The organism is Bacillus sp. DX3.1 (assembly GCF_030292155.1).
Taxonomy (GTDB): Bacteria; Bacillota; Bacilli; order Bacillales; family Bacillaceae_G; genus Bacillus_A.
The window spans coordinates 1-7,500 of the sequence record NZ_CP128153.1 but is presented as its reverse complement, the minus strand read 5'-3'; the positions used below and the strand labels follow the sequence as shown (position 1 = coordinate 7,500).

The 7,500-nt window shown below is 36.3% G+C and carries 6 protein-coding genes (1 of these 6 only partly in view); all 6 read right to left on the bottom strand.

The window, feature by feature from the left end; genetic code table 11:
* Positions 1 to 1,157, bottom strand: partial view of a DNA gyrase subunit A gene (gene gyrA / locus QRE67_RS00030; RefSeq protein WP_286123016.1) — the beginning only. The gene continues 1,312 nt to the left of window position 1, outside the view; only the first 1,157 of its 2,469 coding nucleotides appear in the window; its start codon is at positions 1,155 to 1,157; its stop codon lies beyond the left edge, outside the window.
* Positions 1,158 to 1,235: 78 nt separating this feature from the next.
* A complete protein-coding gene (gene gyrB / locus QRE67_RS00025) occupies positions 1,236 to 3,158 on the bottom strand; it encodes a DNA topoisomerase (ATP-hydrolyzing) subunit B (protein WP_286123015.1) in 1,923 nt (640 codons plus the stop codon).
* A 38-nt stretch (positions 3,159 to 3,196) separates the two neighbouring features.
* Positions 3,197 to 4,324 (bottom strand): DNA replication/repair protein RecF, encoded by a 1,128-nt coding sequence (gene recF / locus QRE67_RS00020; RefSeq protein ID WP_286123014.1) that lies wholly within the window; start codon positions 4,322 to 4,324, stop codon positions 3,197 to 3,199.
* Between the two features lie 12 nt (positions 4,325 to 4,336).
* Complete coding sequence (yaaA, locus tag QRE67_RS00015; protein WP_286123013.1) at positions 4,337 to 4,549, bottom strand: S4 domain-containing protein YaaA; 213 nt, start codon at positions 4,547 to 4,549, stop codon at positions 4,337 to 4,339.
* 286 nt (positions 4,550 to 4,835) lie between these two features.
* Positions 4,836 to 5,981 (bottom strand): DNA polymerase III subunit beta, encoded by a 1,146-nt coding sequence (gene dnaN / locus QRE67_RS00010; RefSeq protein ID WP_286123012.1) that lies wholly within the window; start codon positions 5,979 to 5,981, stop codon positions 4,836 to 4,838.
* A 178-nt stretch (positions 5,982 to 6,159) separates the two neighbouring features.
* Positions 6,160 to 7,500, bottom strand: coding sequence for a chromosomal replication initiator protein DnaA (gene dnaA / locus QRE67_RS00005; RefSeq protein WP_286123011.1), 1,341 nt, complete (start codon positions 7,498 to 7,500; stop codon positions 6,160 to 6,162).

Sequence of the window (7,500 nt, the reverse complement as noted above, 5' to 3'; positions counted from 1 at the left end):
ACACGTAAACCTTCTAAAATATGAGCACGCGCTTCCGCTTTCTCTAATTCATAGGCAGTACGTCTGCGGATCACAACTTTTTGATGCTCTAAATAATGATATAAAGTTTGTTTTAAGTTTAATACCTTTGGTTCCCCATTTACGAGTGACAACATATTAATACCAAAACTTGTTTGAAGCGCTGTATGTTTATATAAGTTATTTAGTAATACATTTGCATTTACGTCACGTCTTAATTCCATCACGATACGCATACCATTTCGATCTGATTCATCACGTAAATCTGTAATACCATCAATCTTTTTATCGCGAACAAGTTCAGCAATCTTTTCGATCAATCTTGCTTTATTCACCTGATATGGTAATTCATTTACAATAATCGTTGACTTTCCATTTGCCTTCTCTTCAATTTCTACTCTTCCACGAAGAATAACCGTCCCGTGTCCTGTTTCATACGCTCTTCGAATACCACTGCGTCCTAGAATTTGACCCGCTGTAGGGAAGTCTGGACCTGGAATATACTCCATTAATTCAGCAATTGTAATTTCAGAATTATGACTTAACGCTAGTACGCCATCAATTACTTCACCTAGTTGATGAGGTGGAATATTCGTTGCCATACCAACAGCGATACCTGTTGCACCATTTACTAATAAATTAGGAAAACGCGCCGGTAATACAATAGGTTCTCTTTCCGAACCATCGTAGTTATCTTGATAATCGATTGTATTTTTAGAAATATCACGCAGTAATTCCATAGAAATCTTGGACATTTTTGCTTCTGTATAACGCATTGCAGCTGCAAAATCACCATCGACAGAACCGAAGTTCCCATGTCCATTTACGAGCATATAACGTTGACTAAAGTCTTGGGCCATTCGCACCATTGTTTGATATACTGCCGAATCACCGTGCGGATGGTACTTACCAATTACTTCACCAACAATACGTGCAGATTTTTTATATGCTTTATCAGCAGTAATTCCTAAATCGTTCATCGCATATAAAATTCTACGGTGAACAGGTTTTAATCCATCTCGAACATCTGGCAGCGCACGAGATACGATAACGCTCATCGCATAATCTAAAAACGAGGTACGCATTTCATGGCTAATATTAACCTCTCGAATCCGGCCTTGTTGTTGGTTGTCTGACATCAACCAGCACCTCCTTATTACATTTCCTGTTCATTTATATGTAGAAGACAGGAACACTCAGATTCCTGTCATCAATCATTAAATATCAAGGTTTTTCACATATCTTGCGTTTTCTTGGATAAAGTTACGACGCGGTTCAACTTTATCTCCCATTAAAATTTCAAATGTTTCATCTGCTTCTATTGCATCTTGAAGTGAAACTTGAAGAAGAGAACGTACTTCTGGATCCATTGTTGTTTCCCATAACTGTGTTGGATTCATTTCCCCAAGACCTTTATAGCGCTGAATACCTGGTTTTGGTTGTTTTGGAATCTCTGCTAATATGCGTTCAAGCTCTTTATCATTGTAAGCATACTCAATTCTTTTTCCTTGTTGTACTTTGAACAAAGGTGGCTGTGCAATATACACATAACCATATTCAAGAAGTTGGCGCATATAACGATAAAAGAACGTTAATAATAGAGTACGAATATGCGCACCATCGACATCGGCATCCGTCATAATAATAATCTTATGATAACGAGCCTTTTCAATATCAAAATCTCCGCCAACGTTAGTACCAATCGCCGTGATAATCGTACGTACTTCATCGTTAGATAAGATTTTGTCTAAACGTGCTTTTTCTACGTTAATGATTTTACCTTTTAGCGGTAGAATTGCTTGGAAGTGACGGTCACGACCTTGTTTCGCAGAACCTCCCGCAGAGTCACCCTCTACAATATAAATTTCACTAATAGAAGGATCCTTAGCAGAACAATCTGCTAATTTACCTGGTAAACTAGATACTTCTAACGCACTTTTTCGGCGCGTTAATTCACGAGCTTTTTTAGCAGCAACGCGTGCTCTCGCTGCCATTGTTCCCTTATCTACAACTTTACGAGCTACGTTTGGATTCTCAAGTAAAAACTTTTCAAAAGCCTCTGAGAATATAGACTCTGTAATCGTTCTTGCTTCACTATTTCCAAGCTTTGTTTTGGTTTGTCCCTCAAACTGTGGGTTTGGATGTTTGATGGACACGATTGCTGTTAAACCTTCACGAACATCTTCACCCGTTAGATTACTATCAGCATCTTTTAAAATATTATTTTTTCGTCCATAATCATTAATTACACGCGTTAAAGCTGTTTTAAAGCCAACTTCATGTGTACCACCCTCGTAAGTATGGATATTATTTGTAAACGAATAAATATGATTTGTATATCCTTCGTTATATTGAAGCGCAACTTCAACCTGAATGCCATCTTTTGAACCTTCTACATATACAGGTTCCTCATGAATTGGCTCCTTGGAGCGATTTAAATGCTCAACGTAAGATTTAATTCCACCTTCATAATGAAATTCTTTCTTTTGTTTCTGTTCACGCTTATCTTCAATTATCATTCTAATATTACGGTTCAAGAATGCTAGTTCACGCATACGTGTTGCTAATGTATCAAACTCATACTCCGTTGTCTCAGTAAAGATTTCCGGATCTGGTTTAAAACGCGTTATTGTTCCTGTACGATCGGTTTCTCCAATTACTTTTAGATCTGCAGCTGGAATACCACGTTCATACTTTTGATAATGAATTTTTCCATCACGATGTACAAATACTTCTAATTCTGTGGAAAGAGCATTTACAACAGATGCCCCTACACCGTGCAAACCACCAGAAACTTTATAACCACCACCGCCGAATTTACCACCAGCATGAAGAACAGTCATAATAACTTCTACAGCAGGACGTCCCATCTTTTCTTGTATACCAACCGGAATACCACGACCATTATCTGTTACAACAATACTGTTGTCTTCTTCAATACTGACATTAATCTCGTCACAATACCCTGCTAATGCTTCGTCAATACTATTATCAACGATTTCCCATACAAGGTGATGAAGACCCTTTCCGCTTGTAGTACCAATGTACATACCAGGACGTTTCCGAACTGCTTCTAAACCTTCTAGTACCTGTATTTGACTTTCATCATATGCATTTTCCTGCATTTGTTTTTGTTCCATTGACACAAAGATCACCTACTTTTCCATTTAAACAGAAGCTATCTTCTGTCTATTTCACAATCTACCGTGCCGTTCGTTACATGAATTGTTTTTGCTTGCTTTAATGTTTCGTGTTCAATTCCGTCGACACTCGTCGTTGTCACAAATGTTTGCACTTTTCCTTGAATTGTATTTAGCAGATGTGATTGACGATAATCATCTAATTCTGATAACACATCATCTAGTAAGAGGATTGGATATTCGTTAACCTCTGAATAAATTAATTCAATTTCAGCTAACTTTAGGGAAAGTGCGGTTGTTCGTTGTTGTCCTTGCGAACCAAAGACTTGAACATTTTTACTATTAACGAAGAATTGTAAATCATCACGATGAGGACCAATTAAAGTCGTACCACGGAAAATTTCACGTTGTTTCACAGATTGAAAACTTTCATAGTATACTTCTTTTATTTTCGACAAATCCATTGATTCTGATACATCTACGCTTGGTTTATAAACTATTTCTAGTTCCTCTAATCCTCTGCTAATCCCGTGATGAATTGGAGCGGCCCACTCTTGTAGCAAATGCAAAAATTCAAAACGTTTTCGCAGGATTTTCGCACCATGTTCAATAAGTTGAAGTGTAAACACATCTAGCATTGTTTCCTCGTTTTTACTATTCCCTTGCATTTTCTTCAGCAAGTGATTTCGCTGCGTGAGCACTTTTTGATATTGACTTAATTCATACAAATACACAGGAGCTATTTGTCCAAGCTCCATATCCAAAAAGCGTCTTCGTACTTGAGGGCTTCCTTTTACAAGATTTAAATCTTCTGGGGCAAACATAACAACATTCATTTCGCCAATATATTGGCTCAATTTTTGCTGTTCAAGTTGATTCAACTTTGCCTTCTTCCCTTTTTTAGAAATGTTTAATTCTAAAGACAAGGAGCTATTTCGTTTTTGTAATCTACCTTTTATTTTACCATAATCCTCGTCCCATCGGATAAGTTCACGGTCATTCGAAGTTCGATGAGATTTGGCCATCGCTAATACATAAATAGCTTCCATCAAATTTGTTTTCCCTTGCGCATTTTCACCAATAATTACATTGACTTTATCCTCGAAGGAAAGATCTAGATGTTCATAATTGCGATAGTTTTTTAATTGTATTTCTGTAATATACAAAGGGCTCCCCCTTTATGCCTGAACTTGAAATGTTCCGCTCTCCGGAATTTCAACAATGTCATTTGCATATAACTTTCGGCCTCTTCTATTTTCAAGTTCTTGATTCACATACACTTCATATTCTTGTAAAAACCATTTTACAGCGCCGCCTGTATCAATTACATCAGCCAGCTTTAAAAATTGTCCTAGTGTAATATACTCTGTCGAAATCTTAATACGTTTCATAAAATCGCTCACTTTCTAAAAGTGTTCATTCTTTCATTGTACTAAATAAACTAGCATTAGGAAAGTAATACCCCTAAAAGTACATGTTCAAAAAGGAGGATAAAGGGAGTCGAGCAGTTCGAGGCGCAGAAGCCAGGAGGATACGGAGTGTAGATGGAACTACATGAGTACCGGGACTGGCGACGCAACGAAGAAATGCGACAGTTATCTTTACCGGACTTTTTGAACATCCCCTAAAATCAAACAAGGGCCACTAGTACGTTTAAACTAGCAACCCTCAATCCGATTAGTAAGTACGAACCGGTAAAATTAATTGGATGATGGAATCGTCATTTACTGTACGAATTAAAAATGGTCTCATTGCACCAGTAAAGCTAATTTTAATTTCGGTACTGTCTAACGCTTTTAGTGCATCCATCATATATTTTGCACTAAAGGAGATTTTTAATTCTTCTCCTTCAACTTTTTCACACTGAACTTCTTCAACTACTTTTCCGATTTCTGGTGAATTCGAAGAAAGTTCTAACATTTGCTGCTCTAAGGTAGATAACTTTACAACATTATTTCGACCATCCCTCGCCAATAAAGAAGCACGATCAATCGCTTGTAAAAATTCTTTTGTATTTACAAATATATCTGTTTTGCTTTCCGCTGGAATAAGTCTAGTTGTATCAGGATAATTCCCTTCTAACAATCTAGAGAAGAATAATAGATGTTTGGTACGAAACAATACTTGATACTCCGTAATAACAATATCAACCATTTCTTCTGACTCATCAAGAATTTTACTTAATTCATTTAAACTCTTTCCTGGAATAACAACATTAGCTTGAAACTCATTCGCAATATTGTGACCTTCGATTTTTGCTTTACGAAGTGCCAAACGATGACTATCTGTTGCAATACAAATCAACTCGCTGTTATATACCTTCCAGTTTACACCTGTCAAGATGGGACGTGTTTCAGAAGTTGATACAGCAAATACAGTTTGACGAATCATGTGTTTTAGTAAATCTGTTGGAATCTTAAATACATGATGTTCTTCAATTTGTGGTAATAAAGGATATTCAGCAGCATCTAAACCGTTTAAATTAAACTCTGATTTTCCCGATTTTATTTTTGCCATAAAATGATTTTCTATTGAAATCTCTACTGATTCTTTAGGTAATTTTTTTACGATCTCACTAAAATATTTTGCTTGTAAAACAATACTTCCTGATTGTGCTATTTCAACAATCTCTTTACCAGCTTCTTCGGTTGGTATAAAGGATTCAATTGAGATATCAGCATCGCTTCCTGTTAATGTAACACCATCTTCAGTTGCTACGATTTTGATTCCTGTAAGAATTGGAATTGTTGTACGAGAGGAAATAGCTTTCATTACATCTTGTACACTTCTTACAAGAAAGTCTTTTTGAATTGTAAAACGCATCTCAAAAACCTCCGGTGAGTATAAGATTTTATTTATTAAATAAAGATAAAAAAATAGTAGTAATAGTAATAGGGCTTGTGGATATGTGGATAACTCAATTTAGAGACGGAAAAACAGTCTATCTACATGTGGATAGACTGTGCGTAAAACAAGAAAAGTTATTCACACTATTCAGCTACTACTTTAAAATATCATTAATTTCTTCAACCTGTTTTTGCAACTGTGTATCAGCTTTTAATAGTTTTGAAATTTTTTCATGTGCGTGAATGACAGTGGTATGATCACGTCCACCAAACTCCTCACCAATTTTTGGCAAAGATGAATCTGTTAATTCGCGTGAAAGATACATTGCGATTTGACGCGGGAATGCAACTGATTTCGTACGTTTTTTTGCTTTGAAATCTTCTAATTTAATTTGAAAAACATCCCCAACTGCCTTTTGAATATCATAAATAGAAATAATTTTAGGTTTAGAATTTGGAATAATATCTTTAAGAGCTTCGGCAGCTAAATCTGCATTAATATCTTTATTAATCAGAGATGAATAAGCAACAACTCGAATCAGCGCACCTTCTAGTTCACGAATATTAGAGTCGATTTGATTGGCAATATACAACATGACTTCGTTTGGAATATCAAGGCCTTCTGCTTTTGCCTTCTTACGTAAAATTGCAATTCTTGTTTCTAAATCTGGCGGTGTAATATCTGTAATGAGCCCCCACTCGAAACGTGAACGAAGACGATCTTCTAGCGTCGGAATTTCTTTTGGTGGTCGATCACTTGAAATTACAATTTGTTTACTCTCTTCGTGTAGTGCATTAAACGTATGGAAGAATTCTTCTTGCGTTTGTTCTTTTCCGGCAAGAAATTGAATATCATCTATAAGTAAAACATCTACATTACGATATTTATTACGAAAATCAACCGCTTTATTATCGCGAATAGAGTTAATAAATTCGTTTGTAAATTTTTCCGATGATAAGTAAACGACTTTTGCATTTGGGTTATGTTCAATTACATAATGCCCGATTGCATGCATTAAGTGTGTTTTTCCGAGTCCTACACCCCCATAGATAAACAACGGGTTATATGCTTTAGCAGGTGCTTCTGCAACTGCTAAAGAAGCTGCATGAGCAAATCGGTTCCCAGAGCCGATAACAAATGTATCGAATGTATATTTTGGATTTAACATGCTCTTAGGAAAGTGGTTAGGTTCATCATTCGTTCTTTTCTTTTTAGCAGGAGGATAGTCAATCTCCTCTTCAGCTTGACTTTGCGGAATAATAAAGCGAATTTCTAGTTCCGCCCCTGTTAAATGATAAAGTGTTTCTGCGATTAGTTCTGAATAATGAGATTCTAACCAGTCACGAGCGAATTCGTTCGGGGCTGTAATGGTCAATGTATCTTTTTTTAAGGCGTGTGCTTTTGTTGATTTTAGCCATGTTTCATAGCTCGGTTTACTCACCTTTTTTTCTAGTTCTTTTAAGGCGCTATTCCATAAATCAGAGATATTTTCCAA